Source organism: Xylanibacter ruminicola Ga6B6 (assembly GCF_000687715.1).
Classification (GTDB): Bacteria; Bacteroidota; Bacteroidia; order Bacteroidales; family Bacteroidaceae; genus Prevotella; species Prevotella ruminicola_B.
In genome coordinates this window covers 1-18,152 of record NZ_JHXD01000025.1, presented here as the reverse complement: position 1 = coordinate 18,152, position 18,152 = coordinate 1, and the positions used below count along the sequence as shown (strand labels likewise).

Annotated in this window: 13 protein-coding genes; 9 read left to right on the top strand and 4 right to left on the bottom strand. The window is 50.2% G+C overall.

Annotated elements, in window-relative coordinates:
• Window positions 1–26 precede the first annotated feature (26 nt).
• From T500_RS0112670 to T500_RS0112645, 6 genes are all read left to right on the top strand, one after another.
• Window positions 27–1,706 (top strand): sodium:solute symporter, encoded by a 1,680-nt coding sequence (locus T500_RS0112670; RefSeq protein ID WP_028908423.1) that lies wholly within the window; start codon window positions 27–29, stop codon window positions 1,704–1,706.
• 14 nt (window positions 1,707–1,720) lie between these two features.
• The gene (locus T500_RS0112665; RefSeq protein WP_028908422.1) at window positions 1,721–2,395 is read left to right on the top strand and encodes an NUDIX hydrolase; all 675 of its coding nucleotides are present in this window, start codon (window positions 1,721–1,723) and stop codon (window positions 2,393–2,395) included.
• Between the two features lie 5 nt (window positions 2,396–2,400).
• Window positions 2,401–3,111, top strand: coding sequence for an L-ribulose-5-phosphate 4-epimerase (locus tag T500_RS0112660; protein ID WP_028908421.1), 711 nt, complete (start codon window positions 2,401–2,403; stop codon window positions 3,109–3,111).
• 28 nt (window positions 3,112–3,139) lie between these two features.
• A complete protein-coding gene (gene araA / locus T500_RS0112655; protein WP_028908420.1) occupies window positions 3,140–4,678 on the top strand; it encodes an L-arabinose isomerase in 1,539 nt (512 codons plus the stop codon).
• Between the two features lie 111 nt (window positions 4,679–4,789).
• Window positions 4,790–6,385: an FGGY-family carbohydrate kinase gene (locus tag T500_RS0112650; RefSeq protein WP_036909090.1), complete on the top strand. Its 1,596-nt coding sequence runs from the start codon at window positions 4,790–4,792 to the stop codon at window positions 6,383–6,385.
• A 15-nt stretch (window positions 6,386–6,400) separates the two neighbouring features.
• Window positions 6,401–8,029, top strand: coding sequence for an alpha-N-arabinofuranosidase (locus T500_RS0112645; protein WP_028908418.1), 1,629 nt, complete (start codon window positions 6,401–6,403; stop codon window positions 8,027–8,029).
• A 15-nt stretch (window positions 8,030–8,044) separates the two neighbouring features.
• Here the strand turns inward: T500_RS0112645 and T500_RS0112640 are convergent, their stop codons facing one another.
• A complete protein-coding gene (locus T500_RS0112640; protein ID WP_028908417.1) occupies window positions 8,045–8,872 on the bottom strand; it encodes an SGNH/GDSL hydrolase family protein in 828 nt (275 codons plus the stop codon).
• A gap of 95 nt (window positions 8,873–8,967) precedes the next feature.
• On the opposite strand from T500_RS0112640, the gene bglX reads away from it, so the two are divergent.
• The gene (gene bglX, locus T500_RS0112635; protein WP_013064472.1) at window positions 8,968–11,214 is read left to right on the top strand and encodes a beta-glucosidase BglX; all 2,247 of its coding nucleotides are present in this window, start codon (window positions 8,968–8,970) and stop codon (window positions 11,212–11,214) included.
• Between the two features lie 547 nt (window positions 11,215–11,761).
• Window positions 11,762–13,171, top strand: coding sequence for a DUF4114 domain-containing protein (locus T500_RS0112620; protein ID WP_028908416.1), 1,410 nt, complete (start codon window positions 11,762–11,764; stop codon window positions 13,169–13,171).
• Here T500_RS0112620 and T500_RS0112615 read toward each other — a convergent pair.
• Window positions 13,155–15,119 (bottom strand): sensor histidine kinase, encoded by a 1,965-nt coding sequence (locus T500_RS0112615; protein ID WP_028908415.1) that lies wholly within the window; start codon window positions 15,117–15,119, stop codon window positions 13,155–13,157. The two genes, T500_RS0112620 and T500_RS0112615, sit on opposite strands and share 17 nt — an antisense overlap.
• 244 nt (window positions 15,120–15,363) lie before the next feature.
• Between T500_RS0112615 and T500_RS0112610 the strand changes: the two genes are divergently transcribed.
• The gene (locus T500_RS0112610; protein ID WP_028908414.1) at window positions 15,364–17,409 is read left to right on the top strand and encodes a sensor histidine kinase; all 2,046 of its coding nucleotides are present in this window, start codon (window positions 15,364–15,366) and stop codon (window positions 17,407–17,409) included.
• Here the strand turns inward: T500_RS0112610 and T500_RS17025 are convergent.
• Window positions 17,387–17,488 (bottom strand): smalltalk protein, encoded by a 102-nt coding sequence (locus T500_RS17025; RefSeq protein WP_155267545.1) that lies wholly within the window; start codon window positions 17,486–17,488, stop codon window positions 17,387–17,389. The two genes, T500_RS0112610 and T500_RS17025, sit on opposite strands and share 23 nt — an antisense overlap.
• A gap of 16 nt (window positions 17,489–17,504) precedes the next feature.
• Complete coding sequence (locus tag T500_RS15980; protein ID WP_051612065.1) at window positions 17,505–18,098, bottom strand: DNA-binding protein; 594 nt, start codon at window positions 18,096–18,098, stop codon at window positions 17,505–17,507.
• Window positions 18,099–18,152 lie beyond the last annotated feature (54 nt).

Genomic DNA, 18,152 nt, shown 5'->3' with positions numbered 1-18,152 from the left:
TATTAACTAATATCAAATATTAAAAAATGGCATTATTAGACTGGATTGTCATCGGTGCGTTCTGTTGTGCACTGATTGGCATTGTACTTTGGGTTATTTCACAGAAGAACAATAACTCAGCAGATTATTTCTTGGGAGGTAAGGACGCAACATGGATTGCTATCGGTGCGTCGATCTTTGCTTCGAACATCGGTTCTGAGCACCTGATTGGTTTGGCTGGAGCCGGTGCCTCATCAGGTATGGCTATGGCCCACTGGGAGATTCAGGGTTGGATGATCCTGATTCTGGGTTGGGTGTTCGTACCATTCTACACCCGTTCGATGGTTTACACCATGCCTGAGTTCCTGGAGCGCCGCTACAACACTCAGAGCCGCACCATCCTCTCGGTAATCTCTCTGATTAGCTATGTACTTACCAAGGTTGCCGTTACGGTTTATGCCGGCGGTCTGGTATTCCAGCAGGTATTCGGTATCGAGCAGCTCTGGGGTATCGACTTCTTCTGGATTGCAGCTATCGGTCTGGTAGTTATCACAGCTATCTACACCATCTTCGGTGGTATGAAGAGTGTGCTCTACACCTCTGTTCTGCAGACTCCTATCCTGCTGCTTGGTTCACTCATCATCCTGGTACTTGGTTTCAAGGCCCTGGGCGGATGGGACGAGATGATGGCTGTTTGCGGTGCTGTTGATGCTAACGAGTATGGCGACAAGATGACATCGCTGATTCGCGACAACCGCGATGCCAACTATCCTTGGTTGGGTGCCCTTATCGGTTCTGCTGTTATCGGTTTCTGGTACTGGTGTACCGACCAGTACATCGTTCAGCGTGTACTCTCTGGTAAGGATGAGAAAGAGGCTCGTCGTGGTACCATCTTCGGTGCTTACCTGAAGCTGCTGCCCGTATTCCTGTTCCTGATTCCTGGTATGATTGCCTTCGCTATGAGCACAAAGGGAATCACCCTGCCAAACGGCGAGGTATTTGTACTGAGCACTCCCGATGCTGCCTTCCCTACCCTCGTAGCTAAGTTGCTGCCTGCTGGTGTGAAGGGTCTGGTAGTCTGCGGTATCCTCGCGGCCCTGATGTCATCACTGGCTTCGCTGTTCAACTCTTCAGCTATGCTGTTCACTATCGACTTCTGGAAGCGTCTGCGCCCCGAGACTCCTGAGAAGCAGCTCGTACGTATCGGACAGATTGCAACTGTAGTTATCGTAATTCTGGGTATCCTGTGGATTCCCATCATGCGTTCGGTAGGAAACGTACTTTACAACTACCTGCAGGACGTACAGTCAGTACTGGCTCCTGGTATCGCTGCCGCCTTCCTGCTGGGTATCTGCTGGAAGCGTGCTACTGCCAAGGGTGGTCAGTGGGGCTTGCTCTCTGGTATCATCATCGGTTTGACACGTCTGGGTGCTAAGGTTTACTACAGCAATGCTACCGATGCTGCCGACAGCTGGTTCAAGGCTGTGTTCTACGACTTCAACTGGTTGTTCTTCTGTGGTGTAATGCTCATCGTTTGCTGTCTGGTTGTGATTGCAGTATCACTCTGTACCGAGGCTCCCGACGAGCAGAAGATTCAGGGTCTGGTATTCGGTACATCAACACCCGAGCAGATCGAGGCTACCCGTAATAGCTGGAATAAGTGGGATGTATTCCATACCATCGTTATTCTGGGCTTCACAGTAGCTTTCTATATCTATTTCTGGTAATAAAAAGTTAGAATATGACGTTTTATAACGAACATTCCAAGGTCTGGTTGTCGGTCGACTGCATCATCTTCGGTTTCGATGAAAAGAAACTGAAGGTGTTGATCGGTCGCCGCAAGATGGACCCGGGACGTGGCGAATGGAGCCTCTACGGAGGCTTCGTTGGCGCCACCGAAAGTGTGGACGAAGCAGCTTCGCGCACACTTTTTGAGTTAACAGGTTTGCGTAACATCTACATGCGCCAGATTGGTGCCTTTGGTAAGGTGGACCGCGACCCGGGCGAGCGCGTAGTATCAATTTCGTACTATGCCCTGATTAATGTGATGGATTACGACGACAAGCTGCGCCAGGAGCATGGAGCCGAGTGGATCGACGTTGAGGAGATTCCCCAGCTCTATTCCGACCACAACGAGATGGTAAGCAAGGCTCGCAAGCTGGTTCAGCAGAAGATGTCGCACGAGCCAGTAGGCTTCAATCTGCTGCCCGATCTGTTCACACTCACCCAGTTGCAGACGCTCTACGAGGCCGTTTATGGCACCGAGCTCGACAAACGCAACTTCCGCAAGCGTGTCAAGGAGATGGACTTCATTGAGAAGACCGAACTGATTGACAAGAAGAGTTCAAAACGCGGCGCTTATCTCTATCGTTTCAATAAGCGCGCTTATACCGAAGATTCAAATTTCAAACTGTAAGAACAATGTTAGAAGAACTGAAAGAAAAAGTATTCAAGGCAAATCTCGACCTTGTAAAGCAGAACCTGGTAATCTTTACCTGGGGTAATGTCTCAGGTATCGACCGTGAAAAAGGACTTGTAGTTATCAAGCCCTCTGGTGTTGACTACGATGTAATGAAAGCCAGCGACATGGTTGTTGTTGATCTCGAGAGTGGAAAGGTAGTCGAAGGCGATCTCAACCCTTCGTCTGACACCCCCACACACCTTGTATTATATAAGGCATTCCCCAACATTCAGGGCGTGGTTCACACCCACTCTACCTATGCCACAGCTTTTGCTCAGGCTGGTAAGGATATCCCCAACATCGGTACAACGCATGCCGACTACTTCTACAAGGATATCCCCTGCACCCGCGATATGACCGAGGCTGAGGTTAAGGGAAACTACGAGTTAGAGACAGGTAACGTGATTGTAGATGAGATTCTGAACATCCGTAAGATTAACCCCGATCACACTCCCGCTGTGCTGGTTAAGAACCACGGTCCATTCTCATGGGGAACCTCACCCGACAATGCCGTTTACAATGCCAAGGTGATGGAGCAGTGTGCCAAGATGGCCTTTGTAGCCTTCTCGGTTAACCCTAACCTTACTATGAATCCGCTGCTTGTTGAGAAGCACTACATGCGCAAGCACGGACCTAACGCCTACTACGGACAGAAGGGACAGAAACATTAATAATTAACTAAGAAACAATTATACGATAATGAAAGCATTTGAGAACTACGAAATTTGGTGGGTAACTGGCGCACAGCTCCTGTACGGAGGCGACGCAGTAGTTGCCGTTGACGGACACTCTAAGGAGATGGTCGAGGGTTTGAACGCCTCTGGCAACATCCCTGTTAAGATTGTATATAAAGGTACAGCCAACAGCTCTAAGGAAGTAGAGCAGGTGATGCTGGCTGCCAACAACGACGAGAAGTGCGTAGGTATCATTACCTGGATGCACACCTTCTCGCCTGCAAAGATGTGGATCAAGGGTCTGCAGCAGCTGCAGAAGCCTCTGCTCCACTTCCACACACAGTATAATGCCGAAATCCCCTGGAGCGAGATCGACATGGACTTCATGAACCTGAACCAGAGTGCTCACGGCGATATCGAGTTCGGACACATCTGCACTCGCATGCGTGTAGCCCGCAAGGTGGTTTGTGGTTACTGGAAGGACCAGAAGGCTCAGCAGCAGATTGCCGTTTGGGCACGTGTAGCTGCTGGTGTAGCCGATGCTCATAACGTACGCTGCCTGATGTTCGGTATGAACATGAACAACGTAGCTGTAACCGATGGCGACCGCGTAGAGTTTGAGCAGCGCCTGGGTTACCACGTAGATTACTATCCCGTAAGCTCGCTGATGGAGTACTTCAAGAAGGTTACCGATGCCGAGGCCGACGCCCTGGTTGAGGAGTACAAGAAGCTCTACACCATCAAGATCGACGAGAGCGGTGAGCAGGTTTACTGGGAGAAGGTAAAGAACGCTGCCAAGGCCGAGATTGCCCTTCGCCGCGTACTGAAGGACGAGGGCGCTACTGCTTTCACCACTAACTTCGACGACCTGGGCGATGCCAACATCGACGATCCTAACTTCTGCGGTTTCGACCAGATTCCTGGTCTGGCTTCACAGCGCCTGATGGAAGAGGGTTACGGTTTCGGTGCCGAGGGCGACTGGAAGACAGCCTGCCTGTATCGCACTCTGTGGGTTATCCAGCAGGGCATGCCTACTGGTTGCTCATTCCTCGAGGACTACACACTGAACTTCGCTGGCGACCGCAGCTCTTGCCTGCAGAGCCACATGCTCGAGGTTTGTCCTCTGATTGCTACCGATAAGCCAAAGCTCGAGGTTCACTTCCTGGGCATCGGTATCCGCAAGCAGCAGACCGCCCGTTTGGTATTCACCTCAAAGACTGGCGCTGGTATCAAGGCTACCGTAGTTGATCTGGGTAACCGTTTCCGTCTGATCAGTCAGGAGGTAGAGTGCATCGAGCCACAGCCCATGCCAAAGCTGCCTGTAGCTTCAGCACTCTGGGTTCCACAGCCCACATTCGAGATTGGTGCTGCAGCCTGGATTCTGGCAGGTGGTACTCACCACAGTGCCTTCTCTTACGACATCACCGAGGAGTACTGGGAGGATTTCGCCGAGATGACTGGCATCGAGTATGTTCGCATCAACAAGCAGACAAACATCGCCGACTTCAAGCAGACTCTCCGCAACAACGAGGTTTACTTCATGCTTAACAAAGCGCTGAGATAATAATTATAGGCACGGATTACACGGCCTTATAAATAAGGACACGGCTATATCACATCATAAAAAAGCAGTGTCTTTTAGAATAAAAGCCGCGTAATCCGTGCCAAAATAAAAATGATCAATATGACAGCAAAAGAAACTATTCAGGCAGGTAAGGCCATTCTCGGTATCGAGTTTGGCTCTACCCGCATAAAGGCCGTCCTCATCGACGAGGACAACGAGCCCATTGCACAGGGTTCACACGAGTGGGAAAACCAGTTGGTAGATGGTCTGTGGACCTACTCTACCGAGGCTGTTTGGTACGGTCTGCAGGACTGCTATGCCGACCTGCGCAAGGACGTTATGAAGCAGTACGACTGCGAGATTGAGGCGCTGGCCGCCATCGGCTTCAGCGCTATGATGCACGGCTATATGGCCTTCAACAAGGACCAGCAGATTCTGGTTCCTTTCCGCACCTGGCGTAACACCAACACAGGTAAGGCAGCTGCCGAGCTCTCAAAGCTCTTCAACTACAACATCCCCCTGCGTTGGAGCATCAGCCACCTGTATCAGTGCATTCTCGACAACGAGGAGCACGTAGCCGACATCAAGTACCTCACCACCCTGGCTGGTTATGTTCACTGGCAGGTAACAGGCGAGTTTGTACTGGGCGTAGGCGATGCATCAGGTATGATTCCTGTTGATCCCGCTACCAAGACCTACGATGCCGAGATGGTTCGTAAGTTCGACGAGCTCGTAGCTCCAAAAGGCTTCTCATGGAAGCTGCTCGATATTCTGCCTAAGTCACTCAACGCTGGCGAGAATGCAGGTTTCCTGACTCCCGAGGGTGCTAAGAAACTCGACGTATCAGGCCACCTGAAGCCAGGTTGCCCCGTTTGTCCTCCTGAGGGCGACGCCGGTACTGGTATGGTTGCCACCAACGCCGTTAAGCAGCGTACAGGTAACGTTTCAGCCGGAACTTCATCATTCTCAATGATTGTGCTCGAGAAGCCACTCTCTAAGCCTTACGAGATGATTGATATGGTAACCACACCTGATGGCTCGCTCGTAGCAATGGTACACTGTAACAACTGCACCAGCGATATCAACGCCTGGGTAGGTTTGTTCAAGGAGTACCAGCAGCTGTTGGGTATCGAGGTTGATATGAACGAGCTCTACGGCAAGCTGTTTAACAAGGCCCTTGAGGGCGAGACCGACTGCGGTGGTCTGATGGCATACAACTACGTATCTGGTGAGCCTGTAACAGGTCTGCCCGAGGGTCGTCCTATGTTCGTTCGCTCTGCCGGCGACAAGTTCAACCTGGCAAACTTTATGCGTGCCCACCTCTATGGCGCTATCGGTGTACTGAAGATTGGTAACGACATCCTGCTGAAGGAAGAGAAGATTCAGGTAGATCGTATCACCGGTCATGGTGGATACTTCAAGACTCCTGTTGTGGGTCAGCGCATGCTGGCTGCAGCCCTTAACTCACCTATCTCGGTGATGGAGACTGCTGGCGAAGGTGGTGCCTGGGGTATTGCTCTGCTGGCTGGCTACCTGATTAATAAGAACGGTAAGAACCTGGCCGACTACCTCGAGGAAGTGGTATTCGCCGGTAACACAGGTACCTCTTTCGCTCCTACCGCCGAGGACGTAGCTGGTTTCGAGAAGTATATCGAGAACTACAAGCGCTGTCTGCCTATCGAACAGGCTGCTGTAGATAACAAGTAATTTTTTATCAACGACATGAAAAAGTATATTTTTACCGCGACTATCGCACTGGCTTTTGCCACATCGGCATCAGCCGCTGACCGCTCGGCGACGCAAGGAGACGCTTCGCTTGCGAAGAATGTGAAAGCTACGGTTCATGCCGATCAGGCTGGAGCCAAGATCAACAAGGAGATTTACGGTCAGTTCTCTGAGCACCTGGGTAGCTGTATCTACGGTGGCCTGTGGGTTGGCGAGAACTCTCAGATTCCTAACATCAACGGTTACCGTAAGGATGTGTTCGAGGCTCTGAAGGCTCTGCAGATTCCAGTACTGCGCTGGCCAGGCGGTTGCTTTGCCGACGACTATCACTGGATGGACGGTATCGGTCCCAAGTCAGAGCGCCCCTCTTTGCGTAACAATAACTGGGGTGGCACCATCGAGGACAACTCGTTTGGTACCCACGAGTTCCTGAACCTGTGTGAGATGCTGGGCTGCGAGCCATACATCTCGGGTAACGTAGGTTCTGGTACCGTAAAGGAGATGGCTCAGTGGGTTGAGTATATGACCAGCGATGGCGATACGCCTATGGCCCGTCTGCGCCGTGCTAACGGCCGTGAAAAAGCCTGGAAGGTAAAGTACTTCGGAATTGGTAACGAGGCCTGGGGCTGCGGTGGTAACATGAGTCCCGAGTACTACAGCGACGAGTTCCGTAAGTTCAACACCTACCTGCGCGATCAGGGTGGCAACCGTTTGTATCGTATTGCATCGGGTGCCAGCGACTATGATTACAACTGGACCAAGGTTTGTATGGATAAGATTGGTGCCCGCATGCAGGGTATCTCTCTGCACTACTACACCTGCACCGGTTGGAACGGTCCTAAGGGTTCGGCCATCAACTTCGATAACGATCAGTACTACTGGGCACTTGGTAAGTGCTTGGAGATCGAGGAGGTGATTAAGAAGCACAAGGCTATCATGGACGAGAAGGATCCTCAGAACAACATCGGCCTGCTGGTTGATGAGTGGGGAACCTGGTGGGACGAGGAGCCCGGTACTATCCCTGGCCACCTGTACCAGCAGAACGCCCTGCGCGATGCTTTCGTAGCTGCTCTGAGCCTCAACGTGTTCCATAAGTACACCGACCGTGTAAAAATGGCTAACATCGCTCAGGTGGTTAACGTGCTGCAGTCGATGATTCTTACCGATCAGGAGGGTACAGGCCACATGGTTCTCACCCCAACCTATCACGTATTCCAGATGTACACCCCATTCCAGGAGGCTACTTATCTGCCCGTTGATCTGCAGAGCGAGACTGTACAGTGCAGCACCGAGTACTTCAAGGAGAAGCAGAAGACCAGCGACAACACCACACGTCCTTGCCCACTGCTCTCTGCATCGGCAGCTAAGACCAAGGATGGCAGCATTGTTCTGGCCATCACAAACGTAAGTCTGGATAAGGATCAGACTGTAGATTTCAACTTTGCAGGTTTCAACGCCAAGCAGGTTAGCGGCCGCATCCTCACTTCAAAGAATGTAGCCGACTTCAACGACTTTAATCATCCTAACGTGGTTGCTCCAAAGGAGTACAAGGACGCTAAGATTAAGAAGGGCGTGCTTACCATGAAGGTGCCAGCTAAGTCGATTGTTGTGGTAACGCTGAAATAAAAAATTGCCTCGCACTTAAAATGTGCAAGGCAATGTAAGCAACTGATAGTAAAGGGTACGGGCCAAGCGCTCGTGCCCTTTATCATTGGGGTGCAGACGGTCGTTCTCGGCACTCTTAAAATACTGGGTGTGCTCGTCCATCAGCGGGTACAGTCCACTCATAGCGCCCCAGTCAATCACAGGCAGCGCCCAAATCTGGCCAGCCTGCTTTACCGACTGCACGTAGGCATCCACATACTCGCCACACTGGTTGGTATAATCCTCGGTAGGCTGCCAGTTCTTGTCGTTGGCATAAAAGCCCGCACGGTGGATGGGTGTCAGCAGTATGATCTGCTTGGTGGGATACATACGCTTTACCTTATTTAATGCGATGTTGATACGTCCGCGATACGTACTGTCGGTCATCACCGGATAGCGATGCAAACGGTCCACGGGGTGCTTCTGCTCGTGTATGCCAGCCACCACCTTCTCGGGTTTCTGTGTAAACCACTCGCCTATGGGCACACCCGCATTGTAATCGTTGGTACCAATAAAAATCATAATGGCATCAATGCTGTCGCCATGCTCCTCGTAGCACTTATCCGCCTGTCGTGGAATATCGTTCCACTGGCGTCCGCTCACCCCATATACGTAAGGCTTGATATCCAACCAATCGGCCAGATAGCCCCAATACTTTATTTTCGAACCATTGTTACGCGGGTCGGTAATCGAGTCGCCAAAGTAAGCCACACGCTTACCCTGCCAAGGATGTGTAAAAACGGTTTGCGACAAAGCCTGGATGGCAAAAGCAGCACACAGCTGCACCACCATCAATCGTAGTTGTAGATTAATTTTGTTGTACATCGTTATTAATTTGTTTTTATTATTCGCCGCAAAGGTAATACATTTTGCCAACTTTTTTGTACCTTTGCCCCAAAATCTTTAATTAAAACCCATTTATGAAACTAAAAAGACTACTTGTAGGAGCCCTGCTGCTCCTCTCTGGGCTGCATGTTACGGCTCAGGACACCAAAATGAATGATTTTATCAGCCAGCTGATGGCCAGGATGACCGTCGAGGAGAAGTTAGGACAGATGAACCTGCTGCCAGGCACATCGGCAACCACAGGCGAACTGAAGAACAGTCCGCTGATGCAACTGATAGCCCAGGGCAAGCTGGGCACCATCCTGAATCAGAAAGGTGTGGATGGCATCCGTCAGCTACAGGATGCCGCCGTCAAGAAGAGCCGTCTGGGTATTCCCCTGCTGGTGGGTATGGACGTGATTCATGGCTACGAAACCATTTTTCCTATTCCCCTGGGCATGTCGTGCAGTTGGGACCTGGCTGCCATCGAGCAGGCTGCACGCATCGCAGCCAAGGAAGCCACAGCCGATGGCATCTGCTGGACCTACAGCCCCATGGTGGATATCGCCCTCGATGCCCGCTGGGGCCGTATTGCCGAGGGTAATGGCGAGGACCCGTTCTTAGGCTCACGCATTGCCGAGGCATTGGTACGCGGCTATCAGGGCAACTATGGTCCTGAGAACATGATGGCCTGCGTAAAGCACTACGCCCTGTACGGCGGTGCCGAAGCCGGTCGCGACTACAACACCGTAGATATGAGTCACATACGCATGTACAACCAGTTCTTCCCACCCTACCAGGCAGCCGCCAAGGCAGGGGCTGGCTCGTTCATGACATCGTTTAATATCGTAGATTACACCCCTGCCACAGCCAACCGCTGGCTTATCGACGATGTGCTGCGCAAGCAGTGGCAGTGGGATGGCTTTGTAGTTACCGACTACGGCGCCATCGCCGAGATGATGAAACACGGTCTGGGCAATCTCCCACAGGTATCGGCACTGGCCCTGAAGGCAGGCACCGATATGGATATGTGTGCCGAGGGATTCATCGGTACCTTAGAGCAGTCGCTCAAGGAGGGTAAGGTCACTATGGCCGAGATCGACCAGGCCTGCCGTCGTGTGCTGGAGGCGAAATACAAGTTAGGACTGTTCCAGAATCCCTACCGTTTCCTTGATAAGAAACGCCGCGCCACCGACATCTATACCACCGAACACAAGCAGGCAGCCCGCAATCTGGCAGCCGAGAGTTTTGTGCTGCTTAAGAACCAGGACCAGCTGCTACCACTCAAGAAACAAGGCAAGATAGCCCTTATCGGTCCGATGGCCCACAACCGTGCCAACATGGCTGGCACCTGGGCACCTACAGCCGACAACAGCAAGTACATCACCCTGAAAGAGGCTATGGAGCAGGCGCTGGCAGGTAAGGCCACCGTGAGCTATGCCCAGGGCTGCAACTTTACCAGCGACTCTACGCTGCAGAAGGATGGTGGTTTTTATCGCGCCACCCCGTTCAAGGATAGCGAACTGTTGAAGCGCGAGGCACTGGCCATAGCCAAGGATGCCGACGTGATTGTGTGCGCTATGGGCGAGAGTGCCGAGATGAGTGGCGAGAGCAGCAGCCGCGCCACACTCGAGATGTTTGATGTGCAGCGCGAACTGCTCCAGGCCCTGCTGCAACTGGACAAGCCCGTAGTGGTACTCAACTTTGCAGGCCGCCCCACCGTGCTCAGCTGGGAGCAGGCCCATGTGCCCGCCATCCTGCAGGTATGGTTTGGTGGCAGCGAGGCAGGCGATGCCATCTGCGACGTACTGTTTGGTGACAAGGTGCCCAGCGGCAAGCTCACCACCTCTATGCCTCAGGTCACAGGTCAGGAGCCACTCTACTACAACTATCTACCCACCGGTCGCCCTGTAGGCGAGGATCGCAAGGAGTTCCAGAAGTTCGGCAGCAACTACTTCGATGTACGTAACGACCCACTCTACCCCTTCGGCTACGGTCTGAGCTATACCACCTTTGCTTATAGCGATGTAACGCTTAACGGCCGCACAGCACAGGTAACGGTTACCAATACCGGCAACTACGATGCCGACGAGATTGTGCAGCTGTACATCCACGATGTGGTGGCCAGCATCACCCGCCCCGTAAAAGAGCTGAAGGGCTTTGAGCGCATTCACCTGAAGAAGGGCGAAAGCAAGGTAGTGAAGTTCGAGATTACCGACGACCTGCTGAAATTCTACAACAGCCAGTTGGAATATGTGCTGGAACCAGGCGACTTTGAGATTATGATTGGTCCCGACAGCAGTCTGAAACATCTGAAGAAAGCCGTACTTACCATACAATAAAAAGAGAAGCGCGACACCTTTTTGCAGGTGCCGCGCTTATTCTTTAAGTGTACCATATAGATGGCATTTGTTTCGGTGTACTGGTCTCGACTAACTTATCGTCGATCTGTAATTCTTCGTTTTTTGTTTCGTTCTTAGTTATCATAAGCATTCCTTTTTGGTGATTTTTAGTTGGTACAAATATAGGCAATTTTCCCGTTCATTGCTCTTCCAACCGCATTAATTTAGTACTTATTAACTATAAGAACGCTGTTTGTAGTATTTACATTCAGATTTTATTCAGCAAGCCTCCTTACGAATCCAACCAGCGCTTCACGCTGGCTACTTTGTCTTTGCTAACTATGATTTCGGTATCCTGAAAAGCAGCCACGTGCACGCGCATTTTTCCTAAGAAACAACAAAATAGGTGAAACGGGAAAAATGGCCGGTGAAACGGAAACAAAGAACATCAGGTTAAAATATAACAAATTCGGTAAAATTCCTTAATAAATCCATGCAAACAGCCTAATTTTTCGTATTTTTGCCGAAAATTTTAAAATTTGTAAATATGAAAATCTATTCTATTGTACTAACTGCAGGTCTGTGTTTAACCGCTTCTTTATCCTCATGCACAAAGGAAGCAATCACCACTTACGAGGAAGCACAAAAAGAAACCTATGCCAGTAGTTTCGTAGCCAAGTATGGCGAAATTAGCCCCACCCAGTCGTGGGATTTCACTACAGGCGAGCAAAACCTCGCTAAAACCCGTGGTGTATCTACGATCAACGTCGAAGTTCTGGAAAAAGGTGTCGACTGGGGCGATGTGTCGAATCTGGAATTAGAGCACCATACCCATTCTAATGCGGTATGGAATTATGATATTATCAAAAGTGGCATCCAAAAGAATGCAGCTTTATTCAATGCCATCAATATCAAACTCCCCGAGAAGAAAGTTTGGGTGGGCAACGAAGTAGCATTAGTTGCACCATCCAGCTCATTCTATATCTTCCCCCTGCTCAGTGGTGGTCTTAATCGCTACGATCTGAAGGTGAAGGTTGGCAATGAAGACCCTGTTATTATTTTCAGTAAGGACTACAACTTTTTCCAGACCATCAACGGCATGACTACACCCGATGGTAAAACCGTCAATATGCGTGGTGTAAAGATTGAGGCGCCCGTTGGCACACCTATCGAGATTTATCTGGATAACATGAGGAATGAAAAGAACGAAACACTGCCAACTGTTGGTACCACCAATGGCCAGGCTGTTTACATCGATGTGCCCGACAACGTAGAACTGGAACTCGACGGTATTGAACTGGCCGACGATCATGTGGCCAAGTACATCGGTATCGAGGATGCCATCAGTGGCAGCGACAACGATTACAACGACCTGGTGCTGGCTGTTGTGGGTAATCCCGATGTACCTCAAGAGAAGGTTATCACCGAGAACACCTATCAGGTTACTACCTGCCGCGCCAAGCGCTATATGATTGAAGACCTGGGTGCCATCGGCGACTTCGACTTCAACGATGTGGTAGTAGATGTAGAGGAATACACCGTCTATACCCATAAGGTAACATCCGAGAATGGTGTGAAGACCAGCGACGAGGTTATCAGCACTACCACCGCTCCCACCAAGGCATTTATCCGTGCTCTGGGCGGCACCATCGACTTTGAGTTAACCATCGGTAGTACCAAGTGGGTAAAGAGTGAGTCGGATTACGATACCGCCACCATGTACAACACGCAGGGCACCATCGACTACACCAAAGCCCTGGCAGAGTTCGAAGTGAGCGGTTATAACTACGACAATAACAACATCACCTTCCGTGCCAACGGCAAGGACGGCAAGATGTACACCGTTTCGTTCCCCAAGAAAGGCGAGGCCCCAATGATGATTGCCGTAGATCCATCCACCAACTGGATGACCGAGCGCACCAGCATCCCCAGTTCGTGGTTCACCAAGGGAGAGTAAACACAAAGCGGGCACCTGCGGTGTAGGTGGTGTCGAGAACCACATCACCTCCCAAGCGGCGTGCCAAACTGCGAGCCACTGTGAGTCCGATGCCTGTACCATCGTAGTATTCATTAAGCTGCACGAACTCATCGAAAATGCACTCGGCCTCGGCAGCAGGTATGCCGATACCCGTATCTTCGACGATGAACTGTATGCCGCCGTCAACTACACTAAGTTTCAAAACTACACGTTGTTTCTCATCTGCTGAAGCGTGGTGCCCATAAGCCTCTGCAGGAGCCGTAAACTTGCGGGCATTATCGAGTAGCAGCGACAGCGCACGTGTTGCAGCACTTTGGCTTGTGGTGAGTTTTATTGTCTCGCATCCTTCGTCAATCAATAATTCGAACGCCAGATGACCTGCCCTCTCAATGCCAGAGGCTTCCACAGCACTCAATGCTATTTGAACGGCCGGAACCTGATCGGAAAGTTCGATAACGGTACGGCTGCTGGCATCAGAGAGTTCGAGCATTTTGTTTACCAAGCCAGTGATGCGGTCGGTGTTCTCGAGTATCCGGATGTTGGCTTCATGGCGCGAGGCTTCGTCAAGTTCTGCGCCCTCGGCAGTAACCACTTGCGCAAAGCCAGAAAGGATATTCAGCGGTGTGCGGAACTCATGTGATATCTGCTGAATAAACTTAGTCTTCATGCGCGACGACTCCTCTGCACGCTCGTTAGCTATGGTGAGCTGTTGGTTCTTCTCCTCCAGACGCCTACGTTCACTACGACGTATCAGCGCATAGATGGTAAAGAATATGATGAGCAGTATCATAACCACGCCCATGGCTATCACTCTGGTATGCATCAGCTTTGCCTTCTGCTCGGCTATCTGCATCTCCTTGCCTTGGATATCGTACACAGTTGCCATTTCTGCCATCTGACTGCGTTTCTGCCACATATAGGCCGAGTCAAAGCGTTCGGCTATCTGTTTGGCTGTATAAAGCGCTGAGTCATTCCGCCCAGCATTGATATTGGCACGGAACTTAGGCAGATAATAGGCATGAATTTCCTCCAGATACACCTTGGGTACACGCCACTTGATGAAAGCATCCAGATGTTCATAGTTCTCAGCTGCTTCTTTCCAGCGTCCGGCAGGCATTAAGTAGTCGTTAGCCTGGATGTACCCATTCTCATCACGGGTAGTTTCGTATTTACAGAATTTATCATATTCCGCTGCAGCCGAATCCTTCTGTCCCATAATCCATAATTTGGTGGCACGGTCCAGGTGAATATAGCCATCATAAACTTCCCATACAGGTGCATCCGGATGTCTGCGTCTGAACACCTGTTCAACAGAATCTACAATCTCAAACCAACTCTTGCTTTGCTCCCAATCCTGCACCATCACGTAGGCATCTTTCACTCTGGCATAACAATTAATGAGCCTCTGATGAATGCCTATCGATGAGTCGGCAGCCAATATATCCCAGCAATAGCTTCGGGCCCTGTCTGCCACAACCTTAGCCTTTTCGGGCTCTCCCAGTTTAACGTAACAGCAGGCCATCATGGTAAGCACGTTGGTCATCTGGTCGTATTGTCTGTTACCCAGCGAGTCCATAGATGCTATCAATGGCACGGCTACGCGCAGAAAACCATCGTAGTTGTGGGTCATATACAGTTCATATGCCAACCAGCTTACACCGTAGTTGTAATACCACTGCTTACGGTCTGCCAGACTATTGTGAGTCGCAATCCGCCTGCCCAATCTTTCTGTTTCGGCATCAATCTCATTAAGATGATAGAAACGCTGATGAGCAATAAGCCGAAATGCTTCAGCACCCAGTTCGTTCAGGTCTCCCGTCTGTTCCAAACTGTCTATCAGAAAATAAGTACGCACTGTATCGCCGGCATCAATACCCTCTCTCAATATCAGAGAGTCGGTCTGACTATAGTTGGGGTGTAATAACATTTGTTTCTTTCCTTGCTTATTATCGCATGCGAAAAGAGAAGCAATTAATGCAACCACAACAAAAGGTGTTATGAAAGGCTTTTTAATTGGTAATAATCTAATCATCAAATAATTGGTTATAAGTTTTATGGCTGCAAAAGTACAAATAATATTTTACTTACAAAGCGTGAAATACCTATTTTTTGTTAAAAACAAATTGTTTTTCAAGAAAAAATGACTATCTTTGCAGAAAAATTGACCAACAATGAAAGCAACATCTAATCTCTCCTTTCTATTCATTGCCATCTGTCTGTTGGCGATAACATCCTGTAACAAGCAGCAGACTTATGTCCCAAAGACAACACTTGCCGATAGTCTGCTTTATGCTGCTACCAGTGTGCAGGATCTTGATCGCGCCGTTTTCCTTTCCGACAGTTTACTGGCAACTGGCGACATTTCGATATTCCGAAACAGCTACCTGAAAGGGAGTATCTATACGCGAACAGGAAAATTGCGAGATGCAGAAACAATCCTGAAGCATGCCTTAGCTATAAAGCCCCAAAATGCCTACGACAGTTTGTTTTATTTCCAGTGCCTCAAGGCCATGATAGAATACAATACCAAGAAAGGTGATTACGAGGGGGTGTTACGCGTGGCCTTGCCTGCCTACGAAGGTCTTTACGACTTAGTCTCTAACCCCGAATACGCTGCCGAAGCCTATGATATCTTAGCCGAAATATTGCAGCAGGTAGGTGCGAGTCAGATTACTCAGGGCTTGACTACCGAAGCAGAGCAATATTTCGAGAAATGTTATGATTGCATCCAGAAAGTCAGGGCGTTAGACAAGTCATGGAAGCACGATTACTATGCCACTGTGTTCCTGTATAACATCGCCAGTTCGTATTCATTTCAGAAATATTTCTCTACGGCCGAAAAATGGCTGAACTACACCGAGCCCATCATTAAGGAAATGGCAAACAAAGAGAATGTTCCGTCCCTTGTCACCGACATGTCGTGGTGCACCTATTACCTCGATCGCGCTACGGTCTATATTGGCTTGGGTAAGCAAAAAGAGGCCGAAAAAGCCTATGAAGCGTATAAGCGCACACAATATGCCAAGACAGATCTTGCACAAATTCATGAGGGCGAGTATCTGATGAAAACTAAGCGTTACGCCCAAGCTGCCGATGCTTATGCCGTAACATATCGGTATCTGTCCGAATCTGGTTCGGAGCATACACTCGATAACGTAGGATTCCTGACAAGGAAATTCCGAGCCAACTACAAAGCCGGCCGTAACGACTCGGCATTAAACGTAGCTGTTTACACCTTCGAGTATCTCGACTCTGCCATTGCTTTTGAAAAGAAGAATCAGGCCATCGAACTGGCAACCATCTATCATACACAGCAGAAAGACGCCGAGATTGCCGACCAAAAAGCCAAGCTGTTACAAACACGTGTGCTGGCTTTGCTGGTTGCCCTTGTGCTGGCTGTTTTCTTCTTTACTATTTATGCTGTTATCCGTCGCCGCCAGCGCATCAGTTTGGAGGAGAAGAATCAGCAGCTGATGATTGCCAACGCCCGTGCCGAGGAGTCGTTGCGCATGAAGACCAAGTTTATCCAGCAGATATCACACGAAATCCGTACGCCACTGAATATCCTTTCGGGCTATGCACAGGTAATTACCTCCCCGGATATGGAGATTGATAATGAAACTCGCAATGATGCCAACCAGCAGATTCTGGAGAATACCGACCGCATCACTGGCTTGGTAAACAAAATGCTCGAACTCTCTGATGCCAGCAGTCGTACCGTTATCGAGCTTTCCGATCAGGTTCCGGCCGTTCAGATAGCCAACCAGGCAGTGCATTCGTCGGGCATCGAGGATGCTGCGCATCTTGATTTCCAACTGCAGGATACCGATGGGGCTGGGCAGACGGTGCTTACCACCAATCAGCAGGCCGCTGTACGCGTATTGTCATTGCTGCTTGATAATGCCATGAAGTTTACCGCTCCTGCCGAAGCCTATGGGCATCACTCCGACGCTGATAAAAAGCGTGCCACGCTTACGATTAGCAAACACGATAACAATGTACAGTTTATAGTTGAAGATACAGGTATTGGTGTGCCTGCCGCCGAGGCTGAGCATATCTTTGATGAGTTTGTACAACTTGATGAATACTATAATGGGACAGGTATCGGACTTACTGTTGCCCGTAGCCTGTCCCGTCGTTTAGGCGGCGATGTGGTTCTCGACACCACCTACACCGCAGGTGCCCGCTTTGTGCTTACACTCCCATGCAGCTTGTAGCGCCAAGGGCTGTTACAATCGCTGTGGCGATGCTGGCAATCATCTGGATGATGAACTTCAGGGTTTCTTTCTTACTCATAACTCACCTCCTTCCGTTAGTTCATGTCTGAGCCGCCACTACCTGGGTTGCTGGGCTGATTGCCGCCTCCGGTGTTTCCACCAGTGTTTCCACCAGTGTTTCCACCGGTATTGCCGCCGGTATTGCTACCCTGGTTGGTGTTACCACCACTCTCGTTCTCAGGATCCTCTACCTCGCCAGCGTTGCTGGTTACACGCTTCACCTCCTTACCGGTGCGATCGTAGCAGGTGATGACGATGGCGGTTGCTGCCAGCTCATCCTTCAGATCCGTGCTTGGGGTGAAGATGATACGACGACTCTCAATCAGACCAGCCTTCACGTCGTTCACGTTCTCCACAGCCTTACTACGCAGACCGAATCGCATGCTACCCAGCCCGGGCAGAGCCACACTGTGACCCTCGGTAGCCCATGCCTTAATCACTTCGCCAGCTGCATCCCAACAGGCCTGCATCACGCCCTCCATTACACCGCTGCGACTAGCAGCCTCCTTGATCACCTTGTCCTGATCCAGACTCGAGTACAGGTCGGGGCTCAGTACATAACGATACTTTCCTTCTTTCTCTTTGTCAAACTTAAGCAGTCGCTCAACTGCCTTAACTTTAAGTGCCATAATTTTGTTTTAAATAAAAGGGTTTGTTAAAATCTTTCCTTTTCCTTAAAACCT

What these genes read in the sequence shown, in the direction of transcription:
- T500_RS0112670 (WP_028908423.1), top strand. Translation starts at nt 27, where the DNA reads ATGGCATTATTAGACTGGATTGTCATCGGTGCGTTCTGTTGTGCACTG.
- T500_RS0112665 (WP_028908422.1), top strand. Translation starts at nt 1,721, where the DNA reads ATGACGTTTTATAACGAACATTCCAAGGTCTGGTTGTCGGTCGACTGC.
- T500_RS0112660 (WP_028908421.1), top strand. Translation starts at nt 2,401, where the DNA reads ATGTTAGAAGAACTGAAAGAAAAAGTATTCAAGGCAAATCTCGACCTT.
- araA (WP_028908420.1), top strand. Translation starts at nt 3,140, where the DNA reads ATGAAAGCATTTGAGAACTACGAAATTTGGTGGGTAACTGGCGCACAG.
- T500_RS0112650 (WP_036909090.1), top strand. Translation starts at nt 4,790, where the DNA reads ATGATCAATATGACAGCAAAAGAAACTATTCAGGCAGGTAAGGCCATT.
- T500_RS0112645 (WP_028908418.1), top strand. Translation starts at nt 6,401, where the DNA reads ATGAAAAAGTATATTTTTACCGCGACTATCGCACTGGCTTTTGCCACA.
- T500_RS0112640 (WP_028908417.1), bottom strand. Translation starts at nt 8,872, where the DNA reads ATGTACAACAAAATTAATCTACAACTACGATTGATGGTGGTGCAGCTG.
- bglX (WP_013064472.1), top strand. Translation starts at nt 8,968, where the DNA reads ATGAAACTAAAAAGACTACTTGTAGGAGCCCTGCTGCTCCTCTCTGGG.
- T500_RS0112620 (WP_028908416.1), top strand. Translation starts at nt 11,762, where the DNA reads ATGAAAATCTATTCTATTGTACTAACTGCAGGTCTGTGTTTAACCGCT.
- T500_RS0112615 (WP_028908415.1), bottom strand. Translation starts at nt 15,119, where the DNA reads ATGTTATTACACCCCAACTATAGTCAGACCGACTCTCTGATATTGAGA.
- T500_RS0112610 (WP_028908414.1), top strand. Translation starts at nt 15,364, where the DNA reads ATGAAAGCAACATCTAATCTCTCCTTTCTATTCATTGCCATCTGTCTG.
- T500_RS17025 (WP_155267545.1), bottom strand. Translation starts at nt 17,488, where the DNA reads ATGAGTAAGAAAGAAACCCTGAAGTTCATCATCCAGATGATTGCCAGC.
- T500_RS15980 (WP_051612065.1), bottom strand. Translation starts at nt 18,098, where the DNA reads ATGGCACTTAAAGTTAAGGCAGTTGAGCGACTGCTTAAGTTTGACAAA.